Raw genomic sequence first — 26,142 nt, forward strand, 5'->3', positions numbered from 1 at the left:
GACTCTCCTCTGGGTGGGGGTGGGGAACGCGGCCGCTCCGGCACCCCGCCGCGGGCCGTCCCTCCGCAGGGGCGGAGGTGGCCGGGCGGGTGGTGGAGGGAGAACGGGCGGCTGCGGCGACAAGGTCTTGGCAACGTTGTCTGCGGGATCGTGGCACGGCACACCCACCCGGTCAATGCTTTGCGCTTAACCGATTAATTTGCCATCTTCCGTAGCAATTTCAGCAGTCGCTACCGGCCGTGAAGTAAATCGGTCAAGCAGAGCAGAACTGACACTCCGTCAACTCGCTCCGCCTCGCTAGGCTGGCGGCGTGACCACGACTTTCAGTGAGCCCTTCCTCCGCGTCGCCGAACACCACGCCGCCCGGGGCGCGGAGCAGTTGGAGGCCCTGGGCCTCGTGCTGCCGGACGCGCCGTGGACGGCCGACCTGGAGCGGGGCGTCTACGAGAGCGGCGGGCTGACCCTGCGGGTCGGGCTGCTCGGGACGTTCGACCCCGCGGCGCGGTCGTGGCTGTGGGGCTGGGCCAACCCGGGCTTCGCCGGGACGCCCGTGACGGCCGCCTCCGCCCGGCTCGCCGAGTTCGGACGGGCTTACGGCGTACCGGAGTTGGCGGAACCCGGGGTCGACCTGTCCGGCTTCGCGGACCCGCGGCACGCGGCCGAGGCGCTGGCCTTCACCGGCATGGGCGTGCTCGGCGCGCCGGGCTACATCGGGCAGGAGGCCGGGCCGGAGACCCGGGTGTACTTCGTGCCGCAGGACCCGGCCCTCCGCCCGGCGCCGCTCGACCCGGTGACCGTGCCGCGGATGCTGCTGACCGGCGCCGGGCTGTTCGGGCACGACGCCCGCGCCGTGGTGCGCGGCTACTTCGGGCACCACGGCGCGAGCGTGACCGAGGACGCGGACGCGATCACCGCCCTCCTGCCGAACCGGCACACCGTCCGGGTGTCGTTCGACCCGCAGGGGCGGATCGCCTCGGTCGACGGCACGCTCGGCGGCAACTGAGCACCCGGCGAAGGGAGTTCAGCCCTCCTCGACGGGCTTGCTGGAGAGCACCTCGCGCGCCTGCTCGGCGGCGCGCAGCAGCATCTCGGAGAGGTGGTCGAGGAACCGGGCGACGTTCTCCAGCCGCGCCCCGGCGGGGGTCGCCGAGCCGAGGACGGAGACGCCCTGGCGCGCGGTGGCGGCCACCACGGCGTTGGCCTGCGCGCTGGCCACCGCGGACTGGTACCAGATCTCGTCGTCCACCAGGTAGCGCTCGCGGCGCCGCTCGTCGCGCTCGCGGCGGATCATCGACTGCTCGTCCAGGAAGGCGACGGCCTTGGAGACGGACGCCGGGCTGACCTCCAGGCGCCGGGCGAGGTCGGTGGCGCTCAGGCAGCCGGAGTCGGTGAGCAGCAGCGCCGCCAGCACCCGGGCGGGCATCCGGCTCAGGCCGGACTGCATGAAGACGGTGGTGATCGCCTCCTCGAAACCGGCCATCGCCTCGGGGTCGCGTCCGTCGGCCGGGCGGTCGGCCGGGCGCGGGCCGCGGGCCGGTGCGGCCCGGCGGTGGGCACGCTGCTCGGTGGCGCGGTGGGCGAGGTCGGCCCGGTAGCCGGCCGGGCCACCGTTGCGCATGACCTCGCGGGTGACGGTGGAGGTCGGCCGGTCGATCCGGCGGGCGATCTCCGCGTAGGCGAGGTCGTCGGCCAGGCCCAGCGCGATCTGCTGGCGCTCCTGCTGGGTGAGCCTGCCTCCCGGCATCGGGGCCCCCTTCTGCGGTGTGTGGCGTTTCCGCCCCCAGCATAGCGTTCACCCTCATTCCATTGCAACGAGCCTGCCCGCTGACGTTGCGTTAGCTTCAGGGTTGTTGCAACGATTTTCCCATCTCTACCTGCACTTATTCCTTTCGATTGCAACAAGCATGTTGCCCAACCCTTGAACGCAACGTAGCGTTTCCAATGTCAGAAACGAAGCGGCGCACCGCGGGCCGCACCCCCGAGCACAGGGAGCACACCATGCAGAAGTTCGACACCCCCGCCCCGGTCACCGTCGTCCTGGACGTCCCGGCCGGCCTGGTCCGCTTCATCGCCGCCGACCGCACCGACACCGTGGTAGAACTGCGGCCCGCCGACCCGGCGAAGGGCCGCGACGCGAAGGCCGTCGAGCAGACCGAGGTCAGCTACGCGGACGGCGTGCTGCGGATCGTCACCGGCTCCGCCCCGCACCGCCTGCTCGGCCCGTCCGGCGCGCTGGACGTCACCGTGCAGCTGCCGTCCGGCTCGAAGGTCGAGGCGAAGAGCGCGGACGCCCGGCTCCGGGGCGTGGGACGGCTCGGCGACGTCACCTTCGAGAGCGCCCGGGGAGCGGTGAAGCTCGACGAGGCGTCCGCCGCCAGCCTCACCCTGCAGGACGGCGACATCGAGGTGGGTCGGCTCACCGGCCCCGGCGGGCTCAGCACCCAGCGCGGCGACCTGACCGTCACCGAGGCGGTGCGCGGCACGCTCGAACTGACCACCCTCGCCGGCTCCATCTCGGTCGGCGTCGCCCGCGGCGTCTCCGCCTCGCTGGACGCCGGCACCGGCCACGGCCGCATCGACAACGCGCTGCGCAACGCCGACGACGTCCCCGCGGTCACCATCCGGGCCACCACCTCGAAGGGCGACATCTCCGCCCGCACCGCCGCCTGACCGGCGACCGGCACCCCCGCGCAACCCCGTACCGCACCGCCCCGTACCGCCCGCGCACAGCCCCGTACCGCCCGCACCGCCCCCGCACCGACCCCCACACCCACAGGGAGCACCCCATGAACGGCCTGGCCATCGCGGCGAACGGGCTGCGCAAGTCCTACGGCGACAAGACCGTCCTGGACGGCGTCGACCTCGCCGTCCCGACCGGAACCGTCTTCGCCCTGCTCGGCCCGAACGGCGCCGGCAAGACCACCGCCGTCAAGATCCTCTCCACCCTGGTGCGGGCCGACGCCGGCCGGGTCAGCGTCGGCGGCCACGACCTGGCCGCCGAACCGCAGCAGGTCCGCACCGCGATCGGCGTCACCGGCCAGTTCTCCGCCGTCGACGGCCTGATCACCGGCACCGAGAACATGCTGCTGATGGCCGACCTGCACCACCTGCCCAAGGCCGAGGGCCGCCGCGTCGCCGCCGACCTGCTGGCCCGCTTCGACCTCACCGAGGCCGCCGACAAGCCCGCCTCGACCTACTCCGGCGGCATGAAGCGCCGCCTGGACATCGCGATGACCCTGGTCGGCAACCCGCGGATCATCTTCCTGGACGAGCCCACCACCGGCCTCGACCCGCGTAGCCGGCACGGCATGTGGCAGATCATCAGGCAGCTCGTCGCCGACGGCACCACCGTCTTCCTCACCACCCAGTACCTGGAGGAGGCCGACGAACTCGCCGACCGGATCGCCGTCCTGCACGGCGGCGTGATCGTGGCCGAGGGCACCGCCGAGGAGCTCAAGCGGCTCGTCCCCGGCGGCCACGTCCGGCTCCGCTTCACCGACCCCGCCGCCTACCGCTCGGCCGCCGCCGCACTCACCGAGGCCGCCCGCGACGACGCCGCCCTCACCCTGAGCGTGCCCGGCGACGGCAGCCAGCGCGCCCTGCGCTCCGTCCTGGACCGCCTCGACGGAGCCGGCACCGAGGCCGACGAACTCACCGTCCACACGCCCGACTTGGACGACGTCTTCTTCGCCCTCACCGGCGCCCCCGCCCAGTCCGCCACCCCCACCCGGACCACCGTTGAGGAGAACGCCCGATGAGCACGCTCGCCCTCGCCGTCCGCGACTCGTCCACCATGCTGCGGCGCAACCTGCTGCACGCCCGGCGCTACCCGTCGCTCACCCTGAACCTGCTGCTCACCCCGGTGATGCTGCTCCTGCTGTTCGTCTACGTCTTCGGCGGCGCGATGAGCGGCGGGCTCGGCCGCTCCGCCTACGTCACCTACCTGGTGCCCGGCATCCTGATGATGACCATCGGCTCGACCGTGATCGGCACCGCCGTGTCGATGGCGACCGACATGGCCGAGGGCATCGTCGCCCGGTTCCGCACCATGGCGATCCACCGCGGCTCGGTGCTGTTCGGCCGGGTGGCCGGCAGCGTGCTGCAGTCGGTGGCCAGCGTGCTGCTGGTCGGCGCGGTCGGGGTGGCGATCGGCTTCCGCTCGCACGACGCCACCGCCCTGGAGTGGCTGGCCGCGTTCGGCCTGCTGGTCCTGGTCGCCCTGGCGCTCACCTGGATCGCCGTCGGCATGGGCCTGGGCAGCCCCAACGCGGAGGCCGCCAGCAACGCCGCGATGCCGCTGATCCTGCTGCCGATGATCTCCAGCGCCTTCGTCCCGCTGCACTCGATGCCCGGCTGGTTCCAGCCGATCGCCCAGTACCAGCCGTTCACCCCGGCCATCGAGACGCTGCGCGGCCTGCTGCTCGGCACCCACATCGGCAACAACTGGTGGATCGCGCTGCTGTGGTGCGCGGCCCTCACCGTCCTCGGCTACCGCTGGTCCCGCGCCCAGTTCGACCGCGACCCGCAGTAGGTCCCGCTCCGCCCCGCTCCCCCGCTCCCCCACTTCCCCGCTCCCCCCGGCGCCGACGGGCGGCGCGCACCGGCCCCCTCCGCCGGTGCGTGCCGCCCGTCGGCGTCCGTCGGCGTCCGTCGGTGCCCCTTCCTCCCGGCCGCGCTCAGGCCGAGCCCTCGGGCACCTGCTCCGCGACGGTCTGCCAGTCGGGGAAGAGCGCGACCCGGGTGAGCTGGTCGACGGTCAGCACCGAGCGGTCCGCCTCCGCGAAGACGCTGAAGACCGCCGTCACCTCGCTGCCGTCCGTCCGGTACACGGCGACCGTCCAGTCCTGCGGGTAGCCGTCCGCACCGGCGCCGGGCGTCTCGACCCGCAGCACGGAACCGTCCTCGCGGGTGGTGACGGTGCACCACGACACGCCGCCGCAGTCCTGGCTCGGCCGGTACGTGCCGCCGCGCGGCACCTCCGGCACGTGGGTGGCGTCGACCCGGACGGAGCCGAAGCGGCCGCCCTTCTGGACGGTGTAGTACGCGCTCACCAGGTAGACCGGGTGGAGCTCCACGTGGCTGCGGGAGAACTGCATGCCGTCCGGCATCCTGAAGTCGTAGATCTCCCGCCGCCGCGGCGAGGCCCGCACCGGACTCGACGCGGACGGGGCGGCGCTCCCCGCCACCGGGGCACCCGCCCCCGGGGCACCCGCCGCGCCGGTACGGCCGCCCGGCCCGGGGTGGGTCTCCACCTCGATCACGCCGACGACCACCACCAGCACCAGGGTGGCCAGCGTGACCAGGCCCAGCCGCTTCCACCACCCCGGCCGGATCAGCGGCACCTCCGGGTACCCGGGCACGCCCGGCCAGCACGGCGGAATCTCGACCTGCCCGGCCTTCCCCGCCTTCCCGGTCTTCCCCGCCCTCCCGAACTTTCCGACCTGCCCGGCCTTCCCGGTCTTCTCCGCCGGAGCGGCGGCACGGGCAGCAGCAGGAACAGTGGTAGTAGCGGCAGTGGTCTCGGTCTCTTGGCTCACACCCCTCACACGCACGAGCCGCCCCGCAGGGTTGTCACCCGTCCGCCGAGCCTCCCGCACGGCCGACGGGCGGCGCGCACCGGTGGGAGAGTCCGGTGCGCACCGCCCGCCGGTGCCCGTGGAGCGGTCAGGTCCGCAGGCCGGAGACGCCCGCGCTGGCCGCGCCGCCCGTAGCGCCCGTGCTCCTCGTACCGCTCGGGGTGCCCGTGCCGCCCGGGGTGTCCGTGCCGCCCGGGGTGCTCGTGCCGACTTCGTGGCCCGGGACGACCAGGTCGTGCCAGTCCTCGGACAGCGCCGCCTGGATCAGGTCGTCCTTGGTCAGGGGCTGGCCGTTGCCGGACGGCGCGGAGGGGGTGGCCACCTTCTCGCTCAGGTAGGTCAGGGACAGCGTGGTGCCGTCCGGACGGAAGACGAACACCTGGCCGCTGCGGACCTCGCCCTTCACCTCCGGCGGGATCTCCACCTGCACCTTCGTCCCGTCGTCGCGGCTGTCGATGGTGCAGAAGCTCTCGCCCGCGCAGTCGGCGTGCATCAGCACCTTGTTCTCGGCGACCTCCACGCCGCCGCTCTGCCGGACCTGCATGAACACCGTCCCGACCTTGACGCTGCCCGACATGGCGTCGTACGTACTGACGAGCCGGTACGGGGAGGGGTACTCGAAGCCGTAGACGTACGTGAACTTCGCTCCCAGCCGGATGTGCTCGCCGACCTGCCCGTTGACCGGCTTGCTGGGCGAGGGGGACGCGGAGGGCGAGGGCGGCCCGGACGCGGACCCGGAGGGCGGGGCGGAGGCCGAGGACGACGGCGAGCCGCCGCCGGCGGGGCCCTGCCCGTGCTTCTCCGAACCGGCGGGGAGCAGCACCGAGGCGGTGACCGCCACCGCGGCGACGGCGGCGACCACCCCGGCCAGCGAGGTGACGTTGCGACGCCGCCTGCGGCGCCGGCCCGCCTGGAGCAGGTGCGCGACGGGGGCCGGGCCGGGCGGCGGTTGGCGGTCCTTCAGCGTGTGGAGGGCGCGGGAGAGCTCCTCGTGATCGATGCTCAACGGACGGCCACCTCCTGGTTCTTCCACCACGTGCCCGAGAGGACGGTGCGCAGACGGGCCATCGCCCGCGCGTGGTGACTCTTCACCGTGCCCACCGAACAGCCGAGCACGGCCGCGGTGTCCTTCTCCGTCAGGTCCTCCACGTACCGGAGGACCACCACCGCGCGCTGTTTGAGCGGCAACGAGCGCAGCGCGCGGTGGAGTTCGTCCATCCCGTCCTCGGCCGGACCGGGGTGCCCGACCGCCGGCTCGGGGAGCTGGTCGGTGAGCGTCTCGCGGCGGAACCTGCGCCACCGGCTGATGTTGCCGTTGACCAGCATCCGCCGCAGGTAGGCGTGCGGGTCCTCGACGCCGACCCGGTGCCAGCGCACGTACAGCTTGACCAGGCAGTCCTGGAGCAGTTCCTCGCCCAGGTCGCGGTTCCCCGCTATCAACGTGGCCGTCCGCAAGTGCCGCGGCCAGGCATCCTCGACGAAGGCCGCGTAGGCGTCGTCCTCGGTTTCTCGACTCACATCCACCCTCACGCCCCGCCCCCACCAGAAGGTTGTCAGCGGTTTTCCCTCCGAACCGGCCCGCGCGGCTACGGTGGGTGGCCATTAGATCCTGGCGCTCGCCGGACGTCGGCAGCGGGGGCGCGGCCTGGCGGCTGACTCGTTTCGACCGAACTCCGGCCGAAAACGACCCCGACGTTCCGCTGTCGCCCTTTTCCACCCAACAGCCTTTCCGTAGAGCTACTTTGAGTGAGCATCAGATAGGAGATCCGGTCATGCCGCCGGGAGGAGCCACAGTGGGTCGTCGGGAATCCGCACGAGAGCGCGCGTTCTGCTCGCCGGAGTTCTTCGCCGAGGAGCTGGCCCTGGCCCGCGAGCGGGCCGGGCTGTCGCAGGGCGACCTGGCCCAGCTGACCCACTGCGACAGGTCCCTGATCAGCCGGATCGAGTCGAGCGACCGCGTACCGCAGGAGGACTTCGTCCGGGCCTGCGACAGGCTGCTGGACACCGACGGCCGACTGCTGCGCTTCTGGCGACGGGTGCCCTGGCACCAGGACTTCGAGCGCCCGGACGGCTTCCAGCGCTTCTTCGAGCTGGAGGCGGCGGCGACCATGCACCGCGAGTACCACGTCTCACTGGTGGGCGGCCTGCTACAGACCCCCGACTACGCCCATGCGCTCTTCACGCGCAACGCGCTGATGCCCGACCAGGACCTGATCGAGGAACGGATGCGGGTCCGGATGGGCCGCCAGCGCCGATTCCTCGAAGACCCCAACGGACCGATGCTGGTCGTCATCCTCAGCGAGGCGGTGCTCCGCAGGACGATCGGCGGTCCCGCCGTCATGACAGGCCAGCTGCGCCACCTGCTGGACGTCGCGCAGCGGCCGAACATCGTCCTCCAGGTGGCCCCGTTCTCCCTGGCCGAAAGGACCCCGGTGAACACGTCGATGACCCTGATCACCCTTCCCGGTGGGCAGGAGTACCTGTACTCGGAGAGCCTGGGCACGGGGCACCTGATCAACGACGACCACACGATCGCCATGCACGCACGCCGTTTCGACCGGCTCCGAGGTGACTGCCTGTCCGCCCCGGACACGGCTCGACTGGTCCAACGCATCCTGGAAGGACTGCTGAACCAGGAGCCCGAAGATCTCCCTGTCCTCCGCCCGACGAATCAAATCGTCCTGCCGCGACAGCAACGGCGGCCGGTGCCGCGAAGCAGCACCCGACTCCGCCTCCGCCGGGGCCGCCCCGGCCCGGAACAGTAAGGACCCCGAGGGCCCCGCGCCGGCTGCACCACCCCCACCCCCACCCCCACCCGCACCCCATCCCGGGGTCGGATCCGGGGCGGCTCGGGGTTCGTCCCGGATGGCGGGGCGCGGCTCGGGCGGAAGACTTCTCGACGTCAAGGAGCGTCAGGAACAACGGGGTTGAGGAGTACGGGGATGCGCGCAAGGACGACGGTGGGCAGGCTGGCGGGGACGGCCGCGATCGGTGCGCTGGTGGTGTCGCTCACCGCCGGGACGTCCGGCGCGGCGCAGATCACGGTGCACCGGGCCCGGCCGGATGCGGCCGCGCTGCGCGCCTCGATCGCCGGGCTGCCGAGCGCGGAGATCACCAGCGCGGTGGTGCTGGTGGACGGCGACGGCGGCCGGTGGAGCGGTACTTCGGGGACGGGCGACCCGGCGACCGGGCGGCCGGTGAACGCGGACGGGCGGTTCCGGATCGGCAGCATCTCGAAGGTGTTCACCGCCACCGTGCTGCTGCAACTCGCCGCCGAGCACCGGATCGACCTGGACGGCACCGTCCAGCGCTACCTGCCGCACGCCCTCCCGGAGGGCTACCCGCCGATCACAGTCCGCCAACTGCTCAACCACACCAGCGGATTGCCCTCCGGCGGCAAGCTGTTCGCCCCCGACGGCAGCACCGACGACGGCAGCGCCGCCTGGTTCGCCGCGCACGCCGCCGACCACTGGACGCCCCGGCAGGCCGTCGACGTGCTGGCCGGGCAGCCGATGCAGTTCGCGCCGGGCACCGCCCAGCAGTACAACGGCGTCAACTACTACCTGGCGGGGCTGCTGATCGAGCGGGTCACCGGCCGGAGCTTCGAGCGGGAGGTCACCGACCGGATCCTGCGCCCGCTGGGCCTGCGCCACACCTCGGCGCCCGCCGCCACCGACACCGCGCTGCCGGACCCGACCGCGCACGCCGTCCTCGCCGTCCCGCGCCCGGACGGCGGCACCGGCCTGGCGGACGTCACCCGGCAGAGCCCGTGGCCGTGGGCCGAGGGCGGCATGCTCTCCTCCGCGCCCGACCTGGAGCGCTTCCTGTCCGCCCTGCTGCGCGGCGAGCTGCTGCCGCCCGCCCAGCAGGCCGAGCTGTTCGCCGTCCCGGACGTGCCGAACTTCCACAACCAGAACTGCGACATCGGCCCGACCACCGGGCGGGCCTGCTTCAGCACCGGCCTGATGCGCTTCACCCCGGCGCCGGGCATCGAGCTGTGGGGCAAGACCGGCAGCCGCCCGGGCTGGACCAGCGCGATGTTCGCCACCCGGGACGCCTCCCGGGACCTGGTCTGCTCCTTCACCCCGACCTCCCGGCAGGGCGCGTCCTTCCCCGCCCAGTACCGGGTCGCGGCCGCCGCGTTCGACCTGCCCGCGCTGTGAACACGGCGACGGGGCCCGGGCCGGCGAACCGGTCCGGGCCCCTTCGCGGTGCGGCGTCAGCTCGCGGCGAGCAGCTCCAGGGTGTCGATCACCCGGTTGGAGAAGCCCCACTCGTTGTCGTACCAGGCGACCACCTTGACGTGGCGGCCGTCGACCCGGGTCAGCTCCGAGTCGAAGATCGAGGACGCCGGGTTGCCGGTGATGTCGGAGGAGACCAGCGGGTCCTCCGAGTACTCCAGCACGCCCGCCAGCTTGCCGGCCGCGGCCTCGCGGTAGGCGGCGAGCACCTCTTCGCGGGTGACGTCGCGGGCGACGGTGGTGTTCAGCTCGACGATCGAACCGACCGGCACCGGCACCCGGATCGAGTCGCCGGAGAGCTTGCCGTCCAGCTGCGGCAGCACCAGGCCGATCGCCTTGGCGGCGCCGGTGGTGGTCGGCACGATGTTGACCGCCGCGGCCCGGGCCCGGCGCGGGTCGCGGTGCGGGCCGTCCTGGAGGTTCTGCTCCTGGGTGTAGGCGTGCACGGTGGTCATGAACCCGTGCTCGATGCCAGCGAGTTCGTCGAGGACGGCGGCCAGCGGGGCGAGCGCGTTGGTGGTGCAGGAGGCGTTGGAGACGATGGTGTGCGCGGCCGGGTCGTACGCCTCGGTGTTGACGCCGTAGGCCAGCGTCACGTCGGCGCCGTCCGACGGGGCGGACACCAGCACCTTCTTCGCACCGGCGGCGAGGTGGGCGCGGGCGGCCTCGGCGGAGGTGAACCGGCCGGTGGCCTCCAGCACGATGTCGACGCCGAGCTCGGCCCAGGGCAGGTCGGCCGGGTTGCGCTCGGCGAGGACCTTGATCCGGCGGCCGTCGACCACCAGGGTGTCGCCCTCGACGGTGACCGGGCGGCCGAGCCGGCCCGAGGTGGTGTCGTAGGCGAGCAGCCGGCCGAGCGCGGTGGGCTCGGTCAGGTCGTTGACGGCGACGACCTCCAGCTTGCTGTCGCGCTCCAGCAGGGCGCGCAGCACGTTGCGTCCGATGCGGCCGAATCCGTTGACGGCGATGCGGGTCATGGGTGGTGCCCTTCTCTGCGGCTCTTCTGCGGCTCTTCTACGGCGTTCCTGCAGCGTTCCTGCGGCGTTCCTGCCGGGTGGATGACTCCACTCTCGCTCGCCGGGAGGGGCGGTGGCAGTGGCGCCAGTGCCACGGTTCGCAAGGATCGTGCCAAGCCGGGGGAGGACGCCTACTCACCCTTCGCGAAGGTCCTCCGGTACTCGCTGGGCGTGGTCCCGAGGATCTGCTGGAAGTGGGTCCGCAGGTTCGTGCCGGTGCCCAGGCCGGTCTCGGCGGCGATCCGCTCGACGCTGTGCTCGGAGCGTTCCAGCAGCTCACGGGCCAGGTCGACGCGGGCCCGCAGCACCCACTGCATCGGGGTGTAGCCGGTGTCCTCGACGAAGCGGCGGGAGAAGGTGCGCGGCGAGACCGCGGCGTGCCGGGCCAGCGTCCGCACCGTCAGCGGGCCGTCCAGCCGGTGCAGCGCCCACTCCCGGGTGGCCGCGAACCGCTCGCCGACCGGCTCGGGCAGACTGCGCGGCACGTACTGCGCCTGGCCGCCGCTGCGGTACGGCGCGGCGACCAGCCGGCGCGCGGTGTGGTTGGACGCGGCCACCCCCAGGTCGCCGCGCAGCACGTGCAGGCACAGGTCGATGCCGGACGCGGCGCCCGCCGAGGTGAGCACGCTGCCCTCGTCGACGAACAGCACGTTCTCGTCCACCCGCACCTTCGGGTACTTGGCGGCCAGCGCCCGGGTGTAGTGCCAGTGCGTGGTGGCCCGGCGGCCGTCCAGCAGCCCGGTCGCGGCCAGCGCGAACGCCCCGGTGGAGATCGCCGCCAACCGGGCCCCGCGGGCGTGCGCGGCGCACAGCGCCTCGACCACGGCGGGCGGCGGATCGTCCCGGTCCGGATGCCGGTAGCCGGGCACGAACACCGACTCCGCCCACTCCAGCGCCTCCAGCCCGTGCGCCACGTGGTACGACAGGCCGTCCCCGCCCGCGACCAGCCCCGGCGCCGCCCCGCACACCCGCACCTCGTACGGCATGCTGCCCCGGGTGGAGAACACCTGCGCGGGGATCCCGACGTCGAGCGGTTTGGCGCCGTCCAGGACCAGCACGGCCACCCGGCGCAGGCGAGGAGCTGACATCCCTTCAGGGTAGGTGCCGTCCGTGCCGTGCCGTAGCCTCACCCGGCGGCCTCGCGGGGCGGCCTGCGGGGCGGCCTGCGGGGCGGCGTACGGGGGCTGTCTCGCGGAGGCGGCGCCGGATGAATCGAAAACTTCGCAAGCGCCGCAGCGCTGCAAGCACCGGAAGCGTCGCAAGCGTCGGAGGGGAGCGGGAATGGACATCGCCGCGTACACCGAGCAGTCGTCCGAGTACCGGACCAGGCCGGTCCCGGTGGACTGGGCGGTGGTCGAGAGCTGGCTAGGGCTGGAACTGCCCACCGACTATCGGGAGTTGCTCGACCGGCACGGACCGGTGCTGTTCGGCGACCACCTCTGGGTGCACGGGCCGTACGTCCAGGACGACCGGTTCGACTACGGCAAGTGGCTGCACCAGCAGCACCGCAGTGCCCGGATCGAGCTGCGCGAACTGCACGGCGCGCAGCGACCGCCCGTCCATCCGGAGCCCGGCGGCCTGCTCGCCTTCGGTGCCACCCGGGAGTCCGACACGCTGTTCTGGGACACCGCCGACCCCGACCCGGACCGCTGGACGGTGGTCGTCCAGCGCATCAGCCACGACGAGAACGGCGCAGCCGGCTGGTACCGCACCGGCCTGGCCCTCGGCCCGCTGCTGCACTCCCTCGTCACCGGGCCGGACGTCCCCCCGATCGGCCCCCGCCCCGCCGTCCGGGCCGGCACCGCCTTCCTCACCGAGGCCGTCGCCTGGACGCCCCCGCCCCCCGCAGTGCCCCGGCTGGACGAGGAGCAGCGCCGCTTCGCCCTGCAGACCGGCACCGGCCTCGCCGCCCTCCGCGTCCTCACCCCGCCACCCGAGCACCCCTACCTCGGCAGCGGCCACACCTGGACCTCGCTCGCCGCCGCACTCGGCACCGAACTGCCCACCGATTACCGCGAGTTCATGGAACTCTACGGCTCCGGCCACCTGGGCGGCTGGCTCCGCCTGCACACCCCGCTGCGCAACGGCACGCACGACTTCATCGAGCACCAGCGGGACACCAGCGAGAACTACGCCTTCTTCCGCGAGGACGACCCGGAGGAGTACCCACTGCCGGTCTGGCCGGAACCCGGCGGCTTCCTCCCCTTCGCCACCTCCCGCGACGGCGACGAACTCGGCTGGCTCGCCCAGGGCCCCGACCCGGACCGCTGGCCGCTGGCGATCTGGCCCCGGCACGCCGACCAGGGCCCGCCGCTGGAGGGCGGCCTGGTCGACGTCCTGCTGGCCTGGCTGCGGCGCGAGATCGACGTTCCGGGCCTGCCGGCGTACGACGAGGAGGACGATCCGGTCGAGTACGCGACCTTCGAGCCGTTCGACGACAACGCCTACTGGTGACGCGTTACCGGTGTCGCGGCATCGGTGTCGCGGCATCAGTGTCGTCGCATCGGTGTCGTGTCATCGGTGTTCCAACATGAGTGACGCGTCATCGATGCCGGATCACTGATGTCGCGGCATCGATGGCGTGACATCAATGAGGCGACACCCATGACGCGGCATCGGTGATGCAACATTGGTGCCTCGACATCGATAACGACACATCGATGAGATGACATTGGTGTCACGTCATCCAGTGACACGACACCAGTGATGCGACACGGATGAGCCGACACCGATGTCGCGACATCGTTGGTGCATCACCGATGTCGCGACATCAATGAGCCGACAACGATGGCGCGTCATCGGTGACGTGACATCAGTACGCGATGCCGATGATCCGCCCAACCGTGTCCGGGTCGCCGACGGAGCGCAGCATGCAGTGCGCGACGTCCGCCCGCGACACCGTCGACCCGCCGCGCAGGTTCTGCCCGTACGCGACCCGGTAGTCGCAGGTCAGCGGTCCGTCGGTGAGCCGGGGCGGGCGCAGCACCGTCCAGTCCAGACCGCCGGCCAGCACCACGTCCTCCATCCGGGCCAGGTCCGCGTAGTGCGCGCGCAGCACCCGCTTCACCATCGGCGTCAGCACGTACCGCATCACCGGGCCCTCGCCCGGGTCGTGTCGCGGCGGGTGGGGCCGGTCCGGTGAGGGCACCGTCCCGATCGGTGCGGCGCTCACCACCAGCAGCCGCCGCGTCCCGGCCTCCCGCATCGCCTCCACCAGCGCCCGCGTCCCGGCCTCGGCGACCCCGACACCCGCCTTGCCCACCGCCCCGAGTCCGGAGAGCACCGCGTCCGCCCCGGCCACCGCCTCCCGCAGGTCCGCCGCCCCGGCCCGCGCCAGGTCCGCCCGGACCACCCGGACGCCGGTCTCCCCCAGCTTCCCCGGGTCCCGCACCACCGCCGTCACCTCGTGCCCGGCCTCCACCGCCTGCGTCAGCACCTGCCGTCCGATCCCACCGGTCGCGGCCACCACGGTCAGTTTCATCGCTCTCCCCTGCTTCCTCGGTCTCTCGTCAATTCCCTTGTGAACCAGCACACTTGCCCATCACCGCGCGCCCGCCCGGACCCCGGTCCCGCAGCAGCACCGCCACCCACGCACCGCCGCCCGCTCAACGCGCTCGCGCACCCCGCCCGCAAGCCCCGTTCGCGCGCCCGCCCACACGTCCGTCCCGCCCGGCTCACCCCTCCTCCCCCACCCGGGAAAGCTTGTCCGGGTTGGTCACGAAGTAGATGTCCGTGACCTGCTCGCCGTCCGCCGTCAGGTCCAGCACCAGCACCGCGAAGGGGGCGGCGCCGACCAGCAGCACCGCCGACGGGTCGCCGTTGGTGGTGGCCCAGCGGACCCGGACGCCCTGCGGGGCCCTCGCGGAGCCGCCGACCAGCAGCCGGGCGACCTGCCCGCGGCCGCGCACCGGGCGGGGCCGGCCGCCGTCGCCTTGCCACCGCCGTCCGCCCAGAGGGTGACGTCGGGGGCGAGCAGCCGCAGCAGCGCGTCGAGGTCGCCGCCTCCGACGGCGGCGGCGAAGCGTTCGGTGGCCTGCCGCCGGACGGTCGGGTCGGCCCGGTAGCGGGGTCGCCGGGCCCGGACGTGCTCGCGGGCCCGGTGGGCGAGCTGGCGGACGGCGGTGGGGCTGCGGCCGAGGATCTCGGCGGTCTCCGGGTGGCTGTACCCGAACACCTCGTGCAGCACGAACACGGCGCGCTCCAGCGGGGTGAGCGTCTCCAGCACCACCAGCAGCGCGATCGACACCGCCTCGGCCCGCTCGCCCGCCTCCTCCACCCCCTCGGCGTCCGCCACCCCCGCCGGGGCGACCAGCGGTTCGGGCAGCCAGGGCCCGAAGTAGCTCTCCCGCCGTCGGCTGATCTCGGTGCGCCGGGCCAGCGCGGTGTTCACGGCGGTGCGCACCAGGTAGGCCCGCGGGTGCAGGACCGGCCCGGCCTCGGCGGAGCGGTGCCGACCGGACCAGGCGAGCCAGGTCTCCTGCAGGACGTCCTCGGTGTCGGCGACCGTGCCCAGCAGGTTGTAGACCATCGAGAACAGCAACTCCCGGTGCTCGGTGAACACTTCGGTGGCCTGGTCCATGACGCCCTCTCCTCTTTCCGTCCGCACCCGGGCCAGCGCCCGCGTCCGAAGTGCCCGCGTCCGAATCCGTACTCGTGCCCGCATCCGTATCCGCGTCTGCGTCCGCATCCCGAGAGTGGCAGCGCCGCCCGGGTGTGACACGGAAGCCGGAGAAAAACGGAAAAGGCCCGCACCCCGACGCGGACGTCGGGGTGCGGGCCTCTCCGCGATGGGCCGGGAGGGGGTCAGCCCATGCTCTTCTGCCCGTCCAGGGACTCCCGGATGATGTCGGCGTGCCCGGCGTGCTGGGCGGTCTCGGCGATGATGTGCAGCACGGTGCGCCGGGCCGACCAGCTGACACCGGGGGCGAACCAGGGCGCCGAGGGCAGCGGGTGCGAGACGTTCAGGTCGGCCAGGCCGGCCAGCAGCTCGTCGGTGCCGCGGGCCACCGCCTCGTACGCGGTCAGCACGCCGAGCAGGGTCTCGCCGGGCAGCAGCCGGAACTCGTCCGCGCGGGCCTGGTAGTCGGCCTCGGCCATGGCGTTGAAGTCGGGCAGCGCCGACGTGCCGACGGCGATGAACGCCGCCCAGGCCCGCTCCATCGAGGTGACGTGCTTGATCAGGCCGCCGATGGTCAGCTCGCTGACGGTGGTGCGGCGGGAGGCCTGCTCGTCGTCGAGGTCACGGGCGGTCAGCCGCAGGAAGTGCCGGATGGTGCGCAGCTCGGCGATCAGGTCGGCGTGCTCGGGGGTCGGGCCCTCGGCGGTGGCGGCGGGGTACTGGTCGTCAGCGGTCCGGGCGGTCTCCGTGGCCTGAACGGCCTCAGCGGTCTGAACGGCCTCAGCGGCCTCAGCGGTCTGGGCGGTCTCGACGGTCTCGGTGCTCATGGTGTCGCCTCTCCGGTCGCGGTGTGCGCGGTGTGCGGTGCGCGGTGCGCTGTGCAGTGCGCTTCTCCTGCTCGCTTCGTGTTCCACGGTACGGAGCATTGCGGCCACTTTCCGTCCGCAATGGCGCGAGGATGGGAACCATGGCCGACACCAGTGCCCGCACCCTGCGGCTGCTCACCCTGCTCCAGTCCCACCGCTTCTGGGCGGGCGAGGAACTCTCCGCCCGCCTCGGCGTCTCCGCCCGCACCCTGCGCCGCGACGTCGACCGGCTGCGCGAACTCGGCTACCCGGTCGAGGCCAGGCGCGGTGTCGACGGCGGGTACCAGCTCGCCGCGGGGGCCGCGCTGCCCCCGCTGGTGATCGACGACGAGGAGGCGGTCGCGCTGGCCGTCGGGTTGCAGGCGGCGGCCGACAACGCGGTGGAGGGCATCGCGGAAGCCTCCGTCCGGGTGCTGGCCAAGGTGGTGCAGGTGATGCCCGCCCGGCTGCGCCGCCGGGTGGACGCGCTACGCACCGTCACCGTCCCGGCGACCTGGCGCACCGACACCGCCTCCCGGATCGACCCGGACGCCCTGACCGCCGTCGCGCTGGCCTGCCGGGACACCGAGCGGCTGCGCTTCCGGTACGAGGCCGCCGACGGCGCCGCCACCGAGCGGCACGCCGAGCCGCACGCACTGGTCCGGCTCGGGCACCGCTGGTACCTGGTCGCCTACGACCTCACCCGCCAGGGCTGGCGCACCTTCCGCCTCGACCGGCTCGCCGCCCCCGAGCCGACCGGCGCCCGCTTCCTGCCCCGCACCCTCCCGGCCGCCGACGCCGCCGAGTTCGTCCGGGCGGGCCTGCAGAACCAGCCCCGCCCGCACCGGGTCGAGGCGCTGGTGGAGGCCCCCGCGCGGCAGGTCCGGGAGCGGATCGGCCAGTGGGCCGAGGTCGAGGAGGTCGACGCCGGTCGCAGCCGGGTGCGGATGAGCGCCGACTCGCTGGAGTGGCCCGCGATGGCGCTCGGCTCGCTGGACGCCGACTTCCGGCTGGTCTCCCCGCCCGAACTCGCCGCCCTGCTGGTCGCCTGGAGCGAACGCTTCCGCCGCGCCACCGACCCCGGCCCGTCGCCCGCCCCGTCGTCGACACCCAGCCCGTCGTCGGCGCCCGCCCCGTCGTCGGCCCACGGCCCGTCCTCGGCGCCCGCCCCGGACACCCGCCGCACCGGAACCGGCCAGCAGGCAGAATCGGAACGGTGACGACTCAGCAGCTGCTCACTCCCGCCGAGGCCGCCGAACGCTCGGGGTTCAGCCTGGACACCCTGCGCTACTACGAGCGGATCGGCCTGCTCACCTCCATCACCCGCGCCACCAGCGGCCACCGCAGGTTCAGCCCCGACGACATGGGCTGGCTGGGCATCCTGCGCTGCCTGCGCGACACCGGCATGCCGATCGCCGACATGCGCCGCTACGCCGAACTCGCCCGCACCGAGGGGCCGGAGAGCCTGCTCGGCCGGATCGAGCTGCTGGAGCGGCACGACACCGCCGTCAACGACCAGATCGCCCTACTGGAACGCCAGCGGGCCCACCTCCGCGACAAGATCGACTACTACCGCAGCGTCCTCACCGCCGACTGAACCCATCGGCCGACCCCCGCCACCCCCAGCCGAGCCCCCGGCCGAGCCCCCGGCCGGACCACCGCCCGACCCGCCGACCGAACCACCCGTCGACCGAACCACCCGCACGACCCGCCGAGCCCTCAGGTCCGCAGCCCGTCCACCACCACCTCGAACAGCCGCTCCTGCCGCTCGGCCAGGGCCGGCGCCTGCCCGGCGGCCCAACTCACCGCGTTCGCAAGGGCGAACAGGTCCGTGCCGGTGACGTCCGCCCGAATCCGTCCGGCCCGCTGCGCGGCGGCCAGCAGCCCGCCCCCGGCCTCCCGCATCGCCGCACAGCTCGCGTGCAGCGGCGAGGCCGGGTCGCGGAGCGTGGCCAACAGCGCTTCCGGCAGGCCCTGGTAGGCGCCCGCCCCCGCGCAGAACTCCCGCAGCCAGTCGACCAGATCGGCCACCGGATCGGCGCCGCCCTCCCGATCGGCACCCGACTCCGCCAACTCCGATGCTCTTGCCGCCAGTTGGTCGAAGCGTTGGGCCAGCAGCGCCTCCAGCAGCGCCTCCCGGCTGGGGAAGTGCCGGTAGAGCGTGCCCAGTCCGACCTCGGCCCGCCGGGCGACGTCCCGCAGCGAGGCCCGCGCGCCCTGTTCGGCGAGCACCTGCGCCCCGATCTCCAGCAGCCGGTCCCGGTTGCGCCGGGCGTCCGCACGCGGCGCCCGGGCCGTCGGCTCAACAGCCATGTTCCATCCCGTCGTTGACATTCGGAGCAGTGCTCCGCCTAAACTCTCCCCAACCTTCCGGAGCGGTGCTCCGGATTCTACGGCAGTGCCCGTTCGGGCCTGCGGAGGGGAGACACGGATGTCCGTCGACACCATGTGGGCGGTGCGCCTGCACGCCTTCGGCGCACCCGAGGTACTGGTCCGCGAACGGGTGCCGCGCCCCGTGCCCGGCCCGGGCGAGGCACTGGTCCGGGTGCACGCGGCGGGCGTCAACCCGCCCGACTGGTACGCCCGCAACGGCTACCGCAACCTCCCGCCCGAGCTCCGCCCGTCCCCCGCGCTCCCGCTGATCCCGGGCAGCGACGTCTCCGGCACGGTCGCCGCCACCGGCCCGAACTCCGCCTGGCAGATCGGCGAACGCGTCCACGCGCTGGTCAACTTCCCCGGCCGGGGCGCGGGTTACGCCGAGTACGCGACCGTCCCGGACGCCCACCTGGCCCGGCTGCCCGACGCCCTGGACCACCTGACGGGGGCCGCCCTCCCGATGGCCGGCCTGACCGCCCACCAGTACCTCGCCCACTACCTGCGCCCCGCGCCCGGCATCACCGCCGTGGTCAACGGCGCGGCCGGCGGCGTCGGCCACCTCGCCCTGCAACTGCTCAAGGCGGGCGGCGCCGGGCAGGTGGTCGCGGTCGCCTCCGGCCGCCACGAGCGGTTCCTGCGCGAGCTGGGCGCCGACCGCTTCGTCGACTACACCGCGGGCCCGGTCGCGGACGCGGTACGGGACGCCGACCTGCTGCTCGACGCCGTCGGCGGCCCGGACGCCCACCGCCTGCTCCCGGTCCTGCGCCGCGGCGGCCGGGTCGCCCCGGTCTACTTCGGCGACTACCGCACCGAGCACGCCGTCGGCGAACTCGGCCTGGTCTTCAACGACCGGATGTGGCAGGTCCGTTCGAGCGGCACCGACCTCGCCGAGCTGGATGCCCTGGTGGTCTCCGGCGCCGTCCGGGTCGCCGTCACCGAGGTGTTCCCGCTCGCCGAAGCAGCCGCCGCCCACCGCCGCGCCGAACAGGGCCACCTGCGCGGCAAGCTGGTCCTGCACGTCACCGACTGAACACCCGCACGAGACCCACCCGGCACCCCGCACCATCCCCGCACCGCCCCGCACACCGGCCCGACAACACCCCGGCAACACTCCAACAGCACCCCGAACCAGCCCCGTCGCACTCCGGCCGGGCCGCCTACGCCGTCCGGACGACCCGTTCCCGGAGCATCGCGGTCCCCCGCCGCTCCCACGCCTCCGCCCGGGCCACGACCTCCCCGAGCCGGTCGATGGCCCGGGCGATCTCCCTGACCGGCTGCCGCAGCGACCCGCTCATCCCGGCCAGCACCGCCAGCAGCGCGCGGAACTGCTCCATCACCGCCAGCCCCTCCCGGATCGACACGGCCACGCCCACCAGGTCGTTGACGAACGCGTCCGCACCCAGCACGTCCCGGAAGTCCGGGGAGCGTTGCAGCAGGTCCAGCGCGGAGCCCACCGCCTGGTCGATCCGTTCCATGTGGGAGGCGAACCGGTCCGCCCGCACCCGCAGTTCGCTCGCCGGGGTGGCCAGCGCCGCCGCCATCCGCTTGGTCACCGCGAGGTTCGCGGACAGCGGCGCACCGGTGCCCCACGCGCGCTGGATCTGCGGGCCGAACTGCTCCATCACCTCGGCGAGGTCGTTGATCGAGCGGGTCATCGCGTTCATGTCCTCGCCCATCACCTCCATGTCCGCCTCCACCGCGGCGAACCGTTCGAACAGCCCGGGGGCGTCCGGGTCGTCCGGGTCGATCGGGTCGTCCGGGTCGGCCGCCCCGGGGCCGGGGCCAGGGCCGGGGTCCGCGGACTCCCCGGGCTCGGCACCGATGAACACCCGGGCCGGAGTCGGAATCCCGAACCCGTCCCGCAGACCGCTGCCCAGCGCCTGTTCCAGCTCCTTGCGCGCGTCGACCAGCCCGCCCCTGGTCCGTTTGAACTGGATGGTCCTGATCAGCGAGATGTCGAACGGCAGCCGTCCGTGCTCGCCGAGTTGCACGGTCGGCCGTCCCAGCAGGTGCCGGATGCCGAGCTCGTACATGACGTTCGGGTTCCCGCCCGTGACGTCCGCGACCACCACGTCGGCATGCATGACGTGGCGGCAGACCTGTTCGGTGATCTCGCCCGGCTGGGCGATCAGGTCGGCCCGGGTCGGCTCCAGGCCCACGCTGTCACAGGCCGGCAGGACGACCTTCTCGTAGATCTCCAGCGCCTCCTCGTACGCGAGGCGCTCCGGGGTCCCGTTGTCCTTGTGGCGGTCGCCGATCGGGCCGATGACGAAGCAGCTCAGCGCGGGCGGCGGAGCGTCCCGGGCACCCCGGACGGGCGGGACCGGCAGGGCAGGCGGGACGGGCGGGGCGGGGTCGGCGGCGTTCATGCGCGCTCCTCCGGGTCGGTGTCCTCGGCGGCCGCGTACTCGGCGCCGCGCTGCAGGTCCTCGGCGTGGACAGGGATCTCCTCGATCCCCATCGCCCGGAGCATGCCGGCGGTGGGGATGCGGTACTGCCGTCCCGGGCGCAGCACCGGGCAGGGGAAGTCGTCCGCCTTGAGGCGGCGGTACACGGTGGCCGGGCAGAGCCCGAGCATCCGCGCCGCGGTGCGCACGTCGATCGTCAGCGGCAGGTCGAACACCTCGCTGAACCTCATCCCGCCCCCGGTTCCGCTCATCGCGCCGCCCCCGCCGGGCGCAGCGAGAGGGTGCCGACCACGGGGCCGCGCGGCCTGCGGGCCCGCCGCACCACCTCGGCCAGGCCCATCCGCTCGGCCAGCGCGCCGAGCCGTTCCCCCTCGCGCACGGCGGGCGAGACGGTGAACCTGAGCTGCGCCGCGAGCCCGTCCGACCGGGCCGGCGGGCTGATCGCCAACTCCCAGTCGGGTTCCCAGGGTTGTGCCTGCGTCGGGGTGCCGTCCCGGAGCGTCTGCCGGTCGGCGATGGCCGCCGCCGCCTCGTCCGGCCGCTCCGGCCAGGCCGACTTCGCCGCGTCCCAGGCGCGGTGGGCCGCCCGCCGGACCAGCCAGCGGGGCGCTTCGGGGTGGTCCGGATCGGCGTCCGGAACGGCGTCCAGCAGGCCGGTGACGGCCTCGGCCTCGATGTCCCTGCGGTCCGCGGCGAGCCGGTGGGAGACCTTCCAGACGGTGCGCCGCAGGGCCGGCGAGCACAGCCAGACCAGGTAGGTCGACCACTCCCCCTCCGGCCGCTGGGAGCGCTGGGCGAGCCGGATCGCCCCGGCCCACACCTCCCGGCCCTCCCCCGGGCCGGACCGGTAGGCGAGGTCGCGGGCGGCCGACGGATCGAGCAGCCGCCGGCCCCCGGCCGGGCCGGGGACCTCCAGCCGCAGCCGCCGGTCCGGATCGGGGTGGAGAACCCGGTGGTGGATGCTGTCGAGCAGCCCGGTGAAGGCGAGGGTCGTCATGGGTCCGTTCCTTCCGCTATGGGCCCGTCGGTCGGACGGCCCTGCTGTGGCGTGTGTCGGTCGAAGAAGTCGGCGGTGGCCCGGGTCGCCCGGGCGAGCCGGCCGACCGCCTCGCCCAGCCCGGTCCGCACCAGCGCGCCGAACACCGGGGGAATCCGCAACTGCCCGATGTAGAGGTGCAGTTCGCCGATGTCCCCGCCGACGGCGAGGCCGCTGCCGACCTGCTGGTGCCGGCATCCGGCGCAGGTGTCGGCGTACGCGTGATCGGCTTCGAATTCGCTGGTCACGGGCGGTGGACGATGGTGAGGCCGCCGTGCACGTCCCCGGCGACGGCGGTCCCGTTCCCGACGGTCTGGCTGAACCGCGGCCGCCGCGAGAAGCGCCACGGGCCGTCCGGGGCCCCGCCCGGCCCCGGTCCGACCCCGGCGCGGCCCGGCCCGTCCCCCGAGGGGTAGGGGACGTACAACCAGGCCACCTGGTGGAACGCCTTGCCGCTGACCGTGGCCTCGACCCGGGTGCACGCCCCCGGCCGCAGCTTGCTGTAGCCGCCGACCAGCACGTCCTGGTAGACCCGGTCGGAGAGGATCGAGACCAGGTGGGTGACCTCCGGGTCGGAGTCGTCCATCGCCCGCTTGAGCGGCTCGCTGTCCAGTAGTCGGTGCAGGTCGTTGCGGGCGGTGCCGTTGGCGTCGGGCGGGGTCCCGTCGATGGTGACCGGCCCCAGGTGCAGGCTCATCCGCAGCCGCACCGGCGTGCCCCGGTGGCAGGCGTTGTACGCGGCGGCGGCCCGGTCCAGGACGGGGACGAACCGGTCCACCACGGCGGGCAGGTGCCTGGGCGGGAAACCGGTCGCCAGGCCGTCGCCGCGCGGGGCCAGGAACGACCGCTCGTCGAGCACCTGCCGCAGCCCCGCCTCGACGAAGCTCTCGTCGACCAGTTCCGCGATCAGCCGGCTCACTCCGGGCTGGGTGAGGGAGGGCAGTTCGGAGAAGCCCTTCGCGTCGAACGCCGCCATTCCCTGCAGATCGGGCATCGGAACGGTCTCGGTTCCGGGAGCGAGTGGTGGAGTCGGCACTGGCACTCTCCTCTGGTCGGCGGTCTGTTGCCCACCCGAGGATGTGCGGCGGGGGCCCCGGCTGTCCGTTCCCGGGAACGAAATACCAGTGACGGATCACACGAATCGCTCCAACGACCAGGTGGAGAAAGCCCGTTCGGTTCGCCGTCAACCTGCGGTCCGTCCGGTCGCCCCTTCGGAAACTCGGGCGCGTCGACCGCTCCGCGCCCCATAACCTCCCCCGCATGCACCGGACGTCTCCGCCCTCCCCCTCCCTCGAGTTCGGCCCCTGGCGCGCGCTGATCGGCACACGGGCCTGGCGCACCGTGACGACGGAGTTCGAACAGGTCACCTGTGCGCCGGGCCGCCGACTGCTCACCCAGGGCGAGCCAGGCCCCCACGTCGTGGTGCTGCTGGAGGGCCTGGCCTGGGTCGAGCAGGGCACCAGCCACGGCCGCGTCTCCTGCCACCTGCGCGGTCCGGGCGACCTGCTGGGCGAGGCCGCGCTGTTCGGCGGACCGCGCACCGCCACGGTCGCGGCCCTGACCGCCTGCCGGGTCGTCCGGATCCCGGTCACCGAGCTGCGCCGGCTGCTCCACCACCCCGATCTGGAGCTCTCGGTCGCCGCCCTGCTCCACGAACGCCAGCGGATCGACCAGTTGATGCGGCAGTTCGAGGACCCGCTGACCCGGCTGGCGGTCGGGGTGCACCCGGCGGTGCGCGTGGTGGACGAAGCGCGCCGGGACTTCCGCGCGACCAGGCTCGCGCTGAGCAACGCGAAGGTGAGCCGCTGGCTGGGAGTCCGCCACGCCGCCATCGTGGGGGCCCTCGGCCGGAGCGAGTTCACCGAGAACTTCGCCAACCACCACGGGGCGCTGGAGGTCCTGCGGCGGGACTGGATCCTGCGGACCGCCTCCCTGGTGTGCCGCTGAACGCGCTCACAGCCGGGTGACGAGGACCGCCGAGACCAGCAGGGCGCCCTTGTGCAGCGCCTGGTCGGCCAGGTACATCCCGTTCATCCCGGCCGCCCGCAGTTCGGCGAAGGCCGCGGAGCCGAGGTGCCGCAGCAGCCAGCGCACCGGCCAGCGGCGGTCCAGCCAGGCGTGGGTGGTCATCGACCAGGCGAACCCGGCGGCCGTCCCCACCGGCGACAGCGGCAGCGGGATGACCAGCCGCACCAGCGCCAGGGCGACCGCCATCACCAGGTGGTACCGGGCGACGTGCGCCAGGCAGGCCCTCCAGCCCCGGCGGGGGTTCGCACCGGCAGCGACCTCCGCCGGGGTCGGCGCGGCCTTGTTGGCCGCCTGGTGGTCGGTCTGCCCGAACACGTGGTCGGCCAGGGCGTGGCCGGTCACGAGGACCGCCCACACCGCGCCGAAGACCGCCACCGTCCCGATCCGTTCGATGTCGTGCACTGTCATGTCGTCTCCTGCTGCTAGGGCCTGGGCGGCGGGCCTACTCGGCGGTAGGGTCACCGGCACGCTCGGGTCGGTGATCTCGGAGGTCGTGGTGGAGTACGGCGAGTACCGCGGGTACGACGCGGTGGGGTTGGCCGCGCTGGTGGCGGGCGGGGAGGTCTCGGCCGGGGAGCTGCTGGAGACCGCGATCGGACGGGCCGAGCAGGTCGGCGGGCGGCTGAACGCGATCGTGCGGCCGATGTACGAGGTGGCCCGGGCGCGGGCCGCCGGGCAGCTGAGCGGCCCGTTCGCCGGGGTCCCGTTCCTGGTCAAGGACCTGATCCAGGACTACGCGGGCCTGCCGACCGGCAGCGGCTGCCGGGCCCTGCAGCACACCCCCGCGGCCGCGCACAGCGAGTCGGTGCGGCGCTGGCTGGACGCGGGGCTGGTGGTGTTCGGGAAGACCAGCACGCCGGAGTTCGGCAGCAAGGGCGTCACCGAGCCGGAGGCCACCGGCCCGGCCCGCAACCCGTGGGACACCGGACGGACGCCGGGCGGCTCCTCCGGCGGCTCGGCGGCCGCCGTCGCCGCGGGCGTGGTCCCCGTGGCGGGGGCCAACGACGGCGGCGGGTCGATCCGGATACCGGCGGCCTGCTGCGGCCTGTTCGGGCTGAAGCCGGGCCGCGGCGTCGTCCCGGCCGGCCCGGCCGCCGCCGAGCACCTGCACGGCGCGGCCACCGACGGCGTGCTCTCGCGCAGCGTCCGGGACAGCGCCGCGATGCTGGACGTGCTGGCGGGCGCCCCCGACCCGGCCGGCCCGTACCTGCCGCACCGCCCGGACACCCCGTACGCCGAACAGGCCCGCCGCGCGCCCGGCCCGCTGCGGATCGGGTTCACCACCCGCTCCCCGCTGGGCACCGAGGTGCACCCGCAGGCGCTGGCCGCCGTCGCGGACGCCGCCGTCCTGCTGGAGGGCCTCGGCCACCGCGTCGAGGAGGCCGACACCGGCATCGACGAGCGCGGCCTGGCCCTGGACTTCCTCGCCATGTGGGCCACCGAGACCGCCGCCACCGTGGACGAGGTCAAGCGCCTGACCGGCTCCGGCGACGCGGGCTTCGAGCTGGACACCCACGTGCTGGCCGCCGCCGGCCGCCGGATGCGCGCGCCCGCCTACTACGCCGCCCACCAGCGCTGGAACCTGTACAACCGCCAGCTCGCCGGGTTCCACACCCGCTACGACCTGCTGCTGACCCCCACCCTCGCGCAACCGCCGGTCCGGATCGGCGAGTTGGACACCCCGCCGGCGGTCCGGGCGCTGGCCCGGCTACTGCTGCCGCTCGGCCTGCTGGGCCTGCTCAGCCGGACGGAGGCGTACGAGCGGGCGGTGATCACCAACCTGGCGCCCGTCCCGTTCACCCAGCTCGCCAACATCACCGGCCGCCCGGCCGCCAACGTCCCGCTGTACCGCACCCCGGACGGGCTGCCGCTGGGCGTGCAGTTCGTGGCACCGCTGGGCGGCGAGGGCACCCTGCTCGCCCTCGCCGCCCAGGTGGAGTCGGCCCGGCCCTGGGCCCACCTGGAGCCCGACCTCTGACGGCCCGGTCGGCCCAACTC

The 26,142-nt window shown here is 73.8% G+C and carries 27 protein-coding genes and 1 pseudogene; 12 read left to right on the forward strand and 16 right to left on the reverse strand.

The genetic code is table 11. The annotated features are described in order from the left end of the window. Positions 1–310: 310 nt before the first annotated feature. Positions 311–1,003, forward strand: a complete 693-nt coding sequence (locus HUT16_RS16260) for a DUF6882 domain-containing protein (protein ID WP_176188887.1) — start codon at positions 311–313, stop codon at positions 1,001–1,003. A gap of 18 nt (positions 1,004–1,021) precedes the next feature. On the opposite strand, the gene HUT16_RS16265 is transcribed toward HUT16_RS16260, so the two are convergent. Beyond that, a complete protein-coding gene (locus HUT16_RS16265) occupies positions 1,022–1,744 on the reverse strand; it encodes a helix-turn-helix domain-containing protein (RefSeq protein ID WP_176188888.1) in 723 nt (240 codons plus the stop codon). 254 nt (positions 1,745–1,998) lie between these two features. On the opposite strand from HUT16_RS16265, the gene HUT16_RS16270 reads away from it, so the two are divergent. The 3 genes from HUT16_RS16270 (at position 1,999) to HUT16_RS16280 (ending at position 4,531) form a co-directional block, all read left to right on the forward strand. After that, a complete protein-coding gene (locus HUT16_RS16270; RefSeq protein ID WP_176188889.1) occupies positions 1,999–2,670 on the forward strand; it encodes a DUF4097 family beta strand repeat-containing protein in 672 nt (223 codons plus the stop codon). A gap of 116 nt (positions 2,671–2,786) precedes the next feature. Continuing rightward, positions 2,787–3,758, forward strand: coding sequence for an ATP-binding cassette domain-containing protein (locus HUT16_RS16275; protein ID WP_176188890.1), 972 nt, complete (start codon positions 2,787–2,789; stop codon positions 3,756–3,758). Further along, a complete protein-coding gene (locus HUT16_RS16280; RefSeq protein ID WP_176188891.1) occupies positions 3,755–4,531 on the forward strand; it encodes an ABC transporter permease in 777 nt (258 codons plus the stop codon). Before HUT16_RS16275 ends, HUT16_RS16280 begins: the two co-directional genes overlap by 4 nt. Positions 4,532–4,676: 145 nt before the next feature. Here HUT16_RS16280 and HUT16_RS16285 read toward each other — a convergent pair whose 3' ends face one another. The 3 genes from HUT16_RS16285 to HUT16_RS16295 form a co-directional block, all read right to left on the reverse strand. Then, entirely contained in the window at positions 4,677–5,360 is a 684-nt protein-coding gene (locus HUT16_RS16285; protein WP_176188892.1) for a hypothetical protein, read from the reverse strand. Positions 5,361–5,664: 304 nt separating this feature from the next. After that, the gene (locus tag HUT16_RS16290; RefSeq protein ID WP_176188893.1) at positions 5,665–6,582 is read right to left on the reverse strand and encodes a hypothetical protein; all 918 of its coding nucleotides are present in this window, start codon (positions 6,580–6,582) and stop codon (positions 5,665–5,667) included. After that, a complete protein-coding gene (locus HUT16_RS16295; RefSeq protein ID WP_176188894.1) occupies positions 6,579–7,094 on the reverse strand; it encodes a SigE family RNA polymerase sigma factor in 516 nt (171 codons plus the stop codon). The genes HUT16_RS16290 and HUT16_RS16295 overlap by 4 nt, the downstream gene beginning before the upstream one ends. A 275-nt stretch (positions 7,095–7,369) precedes the next feature. On the opposite strand from HUT16_RS16295, the gene HUT16_RS16300 reads away from it, so the two are divergent. Next, on the forward strand, positions 7,370–8,341 hold the full coding sequence (locus tag HUT16_RS16300; RefSeq protein ID WP_176188895.1) for a helix-turn-helix transcriptional regulator: 972 nt from the start codon (positions 7,370–7,372) through the stop codon (positions 8,339–8,341). A 177-nt stretch (positions 8,342–8,518) separates the two neighbouring features. Next, positions 8,519–9,739, forward strand: coding sequence for a serine hydrolase (locus HUT16_RS16310; protein WP_176188896.1), 1,221 nt, complete (start codon positions 8,519–8,521; stop codon positions 9,737–9,739). 56 nt (positions 9,740–9,795) lie between these two features. On the opposite strand, the gene gap is transcribed toward HUT16_RS16310, so the two are convergent. Both gap and HUT16_RS16320 read right to left on the reverse strand, forming a co-directional pair. Continuing rightward, positions 9,796–10,794: a type I glyceraldehyde-3-phosphate dehydrogenase gene (gap, locus tag HUT16_RS16315; RefSeq protein WP_176188897.1), complete on the reverse strand. Its 999-nt coding sequence runs from the start codon at positions 10,792–10,794 to the stop codon at positions 9,796–9,798. Positions 10,795–10,964: 170 nt separating this feature from the next. Then, positions 10,965–11,921 (reverse strand): GlxA family transcriptional regulator, encoded by a 957-nt coding sequence (locus HUT16_RS16320; RefSeq protein ID WP_176188898.1) that lies wholly within the window; start codon positions 11,919–11,921, stop codon positions 10,965–10,967. 193 nt (positions 11,922–12,114) lie between these two features. Between HUT16_RS16320 and HUT16_RS16325 the strand changes: the two genes are divergently transcribed. Continuing rightward, on the forward strand, positions 12,115–13,287 hold the full coding sequence (locus tag HUT16_RS16325; RefSeq protein ID WP_176188899.1) for an SMI1/KNR4 family protein: 1,173 nt from the start codon (positions 12,115–12,117) through the stop codon (positions 13,285–13,287). Positions 13,288–13,645: 358 nt separating this feature from the next. Here HUT16_RS16325 and HUT16_RS16330 read toward each other — a convergent pair whose 3' ends face one another. The 3 genes and pseudogenes from HUT16_RS16330 to HUT16_RS16340 all read right to left on the reverse strand — a co-directional run bounded on the left by HUT16_RS16330 (position 13,646) and on the right by HUT16_RS16340 (position 16,278). After that, on the reverse strand, positions 13,646–14,314 hold the full coding sequence (locus HUT16_RS16330; RefSeq protein WP_176188900.1) for an NAD(P)-dependent oxidoreductase: 669 nt from the start codon (positions 14,312–14,314) through the stop codon (positions 13,646–13,648). A gap of 193 nt (positions 14,315–14,507) precedes the next feature. Next, positions 14,508–15,412, reverse strand: a pseudogene (locus HUT16_RS16335) (sigma-70 family RNA polymerase sigma factor). Between the two features lie 224 nt (positions 15,413–15,636). Beyond that, positions 15,637–16,278: a DinB family protein gene (locus HUT16_RS16340; protein ID WP_176188901.1), complete on the reverse strand. Its 642-nt coding sequence runs from the start codon at positions 16,276–16,278 to the stop codon at positions 15,637–15,639. A gap of 140 nt (positions 16,279–16,418) precedes the next feature. On the opposite strand from HUT16_RS16340, the gene HUT16_RS16345 reads away from it, so the two are divergent. Both HUT16_RS16345 and HUT16_RS16350 read left to right on the forward strand, forming a co-directional pair. Continuing rightward, complete coding sequence (locus tag HUT16_RS16345; RefSeq protein ID WP_176188902.1) at positions 16,419–17,516, forward strand: YafY family protein; 1,098 nt, start codon at positions 16,419–16,421, stop codon at positions 17,514–17,516. Further along, entirely contained in the window at positions 17,513–17,893 is a 381-nt protein-coding gene (locus HUT16_RS16350; protein WP_176188903.1) for a MerR family transcriptional regulator, read from the forward strand. Before HUT16_RS16345 ends, HUT16_RS16350 begins: the two co-directional genes overlap by 4 nt. 122 nt (positions 17,894–18,015) lie before the next feature. On the opposite strand, the gene HUT16_RS16355 is transcribed toward HUT16_RS16350, so the two are convergent. Continuing rightward, positions 18,016–18,609, reverse strand: a complete 594-nt coding sequence (locus HUT16_RS16355; RefSeq protein WP_176188904.1) for a TetR/AcrR family transcriptional regulator — start codon at positions 18,607–18,609, stop codon at positions 18,016–18,018. A gap of 118 nt (positions 18,610–18,727) precedes the next feature. Here HUT16_RS16355 and HUT16_RS16360 point away from each other — a divergent pair, with 118 nt between their 5' ends. Continuing rightward, positions 18,728–19,702 (forward strand): NADP-dependent oxidoreductase, encoded by a 975-nt coding sequence (locus HUT16_RS16360; RefSeq protein WP_176188905.1) that lies wholly within the window; start codon positions 18,728–18,730, stop codon positions 19,700–19,702. Positions 19,703–19,829: 127 nt separating this feature from the next. Here the strand turns inward: HUT16_RS16360 and HUT16_RS16365 are convergent, their stop codons facing one another. From HUT16_RS16365 to HUT16_RS16385, 5 genes are read right to left on the reverse strand one after another with little or no spacing between them, the layout of a single operon-like run. Then, positions 19,830–21,041 carry a hypothetical protein gene (locus HUT16_RS16365; protein WP_176188906.1) on the reverse strand — a complete coding sequence of 404 codons (1,212 nt, stop codon included), beginning with the start codon at positions 21,039–21,041 and terminating at the stop codon, positions 19,830–19,832. Further along, positions 21,038–21,331, reverse strand: coding sequence for an AlpA family transcriptional regulator (locus HUT16_RS16370; RefSeq protein WP_176188907.1), 294 nt, complete (start codon positions 21,329–21,331; stop codon positions 21,038–21,040). The genes HUT16_RS16365 and HUT16_RS16370 overlap by 4 nt, the downstream gene beginning before the upstream one ends. Beyond that, entirely contained in the window at positions 21,328–22,077 is a 750-nt protein-coding gene (locus HUT16_RS16375) for a hypothetical protein (RefSeq protein ID WP_176188908.1), read from the reverse strand. Before HUT16_RS16375 ends, HUT16_RS16370 begins: the two co-directional genes overlap by 4 nt. Further along, complete coding sequence (locus tag HUT16_RS16380) at positions 22,074–22,364, reverse strand: hypothetical protein (protein ID WP_176188909.1); 291 nt, start codon at positions 22,362–22,364, stop codon at positions 22,074–22,076. The genes HUT16_RS16375 and HUT16_RS16380 overlap by 4 nt, the downstream gene beginning before the upstream one ends. Then, positions 22,361–23,110 (reverse strand): hypothetical protein, encoded by a 750-nt coding sequence (locus HUT16_RS16385; RefSeq protein ID WP_176188910.1) that lies wholly within the window; start codon positions 23,108–23,110, stop codon positions 22,361–22,363. The genes HUT16_RS16380 and HUT16_RS16385 overlap by 4 nt, the downstream gene beginning before the upstream one ends. 266 nt (positions 23,111–23,376) lie before the next feature. Here HUT16_RS16385 and HUT16_RS16390 point away from each other — a divergent pair, with 266 nt between their 5' ends. After that, a complete protein-coding gene (locus tag HUT16_RS16390; RefSeq protein ID WP_176188911.1) occupies positions 23,377–24,063 on the forward strand; it encodes a Crp/Fnr family transcriptional regulator in 687 nt (228 codons plus the stop codon). Between the two features lie 6 nt (positions 24,064–24,069). Here HUT16_RS16390 and HUT16_RS16395 read toward each other — a convergent pair whose 3' ends face one another. Further along, positions 24,070–24,552, reverse strand: coding sequence for a hypothetical protein (locus HUT16_RS16395; RefSeq protein WP_217712072.1), 483 nt, complete (start codon positions 24,550–24,552; stop codon positions 24,070–24,072). Between the two features lie 70 nt (positions 24,553–24,622). Between HUT16_RS16395 and HUT16_RS16400 the strand changes: the two genes are divergently transcribed. Continuing rightward, positions 24,623–26,122 carry an amidase gene (locus tag HUT16_RS16400; RefSeq protein ID WP_254897834.1) on the forward strand — a complete coding sequence of 500 codons (1,500 nt, stop codon included), beginning with the start codon at positions 24,623–24,625 and terminating at the stop codon, positions 26,120–26,122. The last annotated feature ends 20 nt before the right edge of the window (positions 26,123–26,142 follow it).

This window comes from Kitasatospora sp. NA04385, from assembly GCF_013364235.1.
In the GTDB taxonomy this organism is placed as follows: Bacteria; Actinomycetota; Actinomycetes; order Streptomycetales; family Streptomycetaceae; genus Kitasatospora.

Excerpts from the sequence above, each read along its gene's own strand:
- HUT16_RS16265 (WP_176188888.1), bottom strand. The coding sequence starts at position 1,744 with ATGCCGGGAGGCAGGCTCACCCAGCAGGAGCGCCAGCAGATCGCGCTG.
- HUT16_RS16270 (WP_176188889.1), top strand. The coding sequence starts at position 1,999 with ATGCAGAAGTTCGACACCCCCGCCCCGGTCACCGTCGTCCTGGACGTC.
- HUT16_RS16275 (WP_176188890.1), top strand. The coding sequence starts at position 2,787 with ATGAACGGCCTGGCCATCGCGGCGAACGGGCTGCGCAAGTCCTACGGC.
- HUT16_RS16280 (WP_176188891.1), top strand. The coding sequence starts at position 3,755 with ATGAGCACGCTCGCCCTCGCCGTCCGCGACTCGTCCACCATGCTGCGG.
- HUT16_RS16310 (WP_176188896.1), top strand. The coding sequence starts at position 8,519 with ATGCGCGCAAGGACGACGGTGGGCAGGCTGGCGGGGACGGCCGCGATC.
- gap (WP_176188897.1), bottom strand. The coding sequence starts at position 10,794 with ATGACCCGCATCGCCGTCAACGGATTCGGCCGCATCGGACGCAACGTG.
- HUT16_RS16320 (WP_176188898.1), bottom strand. The coding sequence starts at position 11,921 with ATGTCAGCTCCTCGCCTGCGCCGGGTGGCCGTGCTGGTCCTGGACGGC.
- HUT16_RS16325 (WP_176188899.1), top strand. The coding sequence starts at position 12,115 with ATGGACATCGCCGCGTACACCGAGCAGTCGTCCGAGTACCGGACCAGG.
- HUT16_RS16330 (WP_176188900.1), bottom strand. The coding sequence starts at position 14,314 with ATGAAACTGACCGTGGTGGCCGCGACCGGTGGGATCGGACGGCAGGTG.
- HUT16_RS16340 (WP_176188901.1), bottom strand. The coding sequence starts at position 16,278 with ATGAGCACCGAGACCGTCGAGACCGCCCAGACCGCTGAGGCCGCTGAG.
- HUT16_RS16345 (WP_176188902.1), top strand. The coding sequence starts at position 16,419 with ATGGCCGACACCAGTGCCCGCACCCTGCGGCTGCTCACCCTGCTCCAG.
- HUT16_RS16355 (WP_176188904.1), bottom strand. The coding sequence starts at position 18,609 with ATGGCTGTTGAGCCGACGGCCCGGGCGCCGCGTGCGGACGCCCGGCGC.
- HUT16_RS16360 (WP_176188905.1), top strand. The coding sequence starts at position 18,728 with ATGTCCGTCGACACCATGTGGGCGGTGCGCCTGCACGCCTTCGGCGCA.
- HUT16_RS16365 (WP_176188906.1), bottom strand. The coding sequence starts at position 21,041 with ATGAACGCCGCCGACCCCGCCCCGCCCGTCCCGCCTGCCCTGCCGGTC.
- HUT16_RS16370 (WP_176188907.1), bottom strand. The coding sequence starts at position 21,331 with ATGAGCGGAACCGGGGGCGGGATGAGGTTCAGCGAGGTGTTCGACCTG.
- HUT16_RS16375 (WP_176188908.1), bottom strand. The coding sequence starts at position 22,077 with ATGACGACCCTCGCCTTCACCGGGCTGCTCGACAGCATCCACCACCGG.
- HUT16_RS16385 (WP_176188910.1), bottom strand. The coding sequence starts at position 23,110 with ATGCCCGATCTGCAGGGAATGGCGGCGTTCGACGCGAAGGGCTTCTCC.
- HUT16_RS16390 (WP_176188911.1), top strand. The coding sequence starts at position 23,377 with ATGCACCGGACGTCTCCGCCCTCCCCCTCCCTCGAGTTCGGCCCCTGG.
- HUT16_RS16395 (WP_217712072.1), bottom strand. The coding sequence starts at position 24,552 with ATGACAGTGCACGACATCGAACGGATCGGGACGGTGGCGGTCTTCGGC.